The organism is Micromonospora sp. CV4 (assembly GCF_003667455.1).
Classification (GTDB): domain Bacteria; phylum Actinomycetota; class Actinomycetes; order Mycobacteriales; family Micromonosporaceae; genus Micromonospora.
In genome coordinates, this window is record NZ_RCVI01000070.1 from 1 (window position 1) to 1947 (window position 1947).

The 1947-nt window shown below is 73.1% G+C and carries 2 protein-coding genes; both read right to left on the reverse strand.

The window, feature by feature from the left end:
• A partial coding sequence (locus EAD98_RS00390; RefSeq protein WP_121652125.1) for a glycoside hydrolase family 16 protein occupies positions 1–987 on the reverse strand: 987 nt, incomplete at its 3' end.
• Positions 988–1059: 72 nt separating this feature from the next.
• Positions 1060–1815: a YidC/Oxa1 family membrane protein insertase gene (locus EAD98_RS00395; protein ID WP_121652124.1), complete on the reverse strand. Its 756-nt coding sequence runs from the start codon at positions 1813–1815 to the stop codon at positions 1060–1062.
• Positions 1816–1947 lie beyond the last annotated feature (132 nt).

Genomic DNA, 1947 nt, shown 5'->3' on the forward strand with positions numbered 1-1947 from the left:
CCCGCAGCAACTGCGCTGGTACGTCGACGGGCAGCTGTACCACACCGCCACGTAGTCGACCAGCATCGGCCGGCCGGGAACGGTCGCTGCGGTCGGCGTGCCGCTGCCCGCCACCCCGTTCGGGAACGCCCCGCCCATCGCCACATTGAGCAGCAGGAAGTAGCCGGCGTGCGAGGTCATCTGCGACCAGGCCGGCTCGCCGACCCGACTCTGCGTGACGGTGTGGTACAGCTGCCCGTCGACGTACCAGCGCAGTTGCTGCGGGCTGCTGGAGGCGTCCCACTCGAACCGGTAGGTGTGGAACGCCGACTGGCAGCTCGCTCCCGGGCAGGCCCGGGACGCGCCGATGCCGTTGAACTCGTCGCACGGGCCGCCCGGCGCGACGCCGCAGTGCAGCACCCCCCAGACGGAGTTGATGCCGTTGACGTTCTCCATCACGTCGAACTCGCCGATGCCCGGCCAGTTCTGGTAGTTGCCCCGGTAGGGCGCACCGAGCGCCCAGAACGCCGGCCAGTAGCCGGCCGCCGCGGCGCCGGTGACGTTCGGCATCTGGATCCGGCCCTCGATGGCCAGCACCCCGCCGGCCGGGGCCTTGAAGTCGCTGCGCACGGTCTCGATCCGGGCGGAGGTCCAGCCGCCGCCACCGTCGCGCAGCGGCGTGATCCGCAGGTTGCCGCCGCCGTCGTGGCTGACGTTGGCCGTGCTGGCGGTGTAGTTCTGGATCTCTCCGGTGCCCCAGTTGGCCGGGCCTCCGGGGTAGTTGTGGCCGGTGTCGATGATCCAGTTGGCGGCCGACGGCAGGGTGCCGGCGGCGCCGGTGAAGTCGTCGCTCCAGACGGTGGTCCAGCCGGCCGGGGGCGGCGGCACGGCGGCCTGCGCGGTCACGGTGACCCCGGCCAGGGCGGTGGTGGTGGCGACGAGCAGGACGGACGCCAGCATGCGGCGTCGGGCGGGCGGGGCGGCGATGGCCGCCGGAGGTGGTGACATGGACGTGCCTCTCTGCGGGGGACGGGTCGAGAGAGCGCTCTCTCAGAGTTGTACGTCCCCCCGAAACAGTTGTCAACGTCGATTTATCTCAGTGCTCGCCGGAGCCGCCTGCGGCCGTCGGAGCACCACCTGTTCCAGTGCCGACCAGGCGGTCGTGGTGACCAGGTAGATGACCGCCGCGAGCGGCAGCACCAGCGCCACGAGCACCGTCGTGAACGGCAGCAGGGGCAGCAGCCGGCCGAGCGTCGCCGCGCCCGGCCCCTCGGTGGGCGTACCGGCCACCGTCCCGACCGCCGCCGAAGCCCTCCGGGCCCGCCGGGACGACCACCAGGCCAACACCAGCAGGACGGCCAGGAGGACGGCGAAGAGCGGACCCGCCGCCCCGGCCAGTCCGTCGCCGAGATGGTGGCCCAGCGGCACCCCGGCCAGCTGTTCCTGAAGCAGCCCGGTGCCGCCCTCACTGGTGGTGAACAGCCGGTACAGGACCAGCAGGAACGGCGCCTGGAGCAGCAACGGCAGGCAGCCGGCGATCGGGTTGGCGCCGGCCGACCGGTACAGCGCGAAAACCTCGCTCTGGAGCTTCGCCGGGTCGTCGGCGTACCGCTGCTGAAGGTCACGCACCTGCGGGGCGAGCGCCGCGCGGCGCCGCTCCCCGCGGACCTGAGCGACGGTGAGCGGCGAGATCAGCAGCCGCACGGCGATGGTGAACAGCACGATGGCGACGGCGGTCGCCATGCCGCCGGCCAGCGGTTCGAGCAGATCGGTGAGCCAGGACAGCGCGGCGCCGGCGGCGCCGACCACGCCGGTCAGTGGTGCGAAGGCGAGCATGGGAAACCCCTCGGTCCGATTCCGGTGGGTTCTCCCCCGGCGGCGACCGCACGACGGGAGAACCGATGACGGCGGATCGGCCGCGCGGCGGCGTGGCGCTACGCGGCCGAGGGGCGCCCGGGCGCGCGGGGG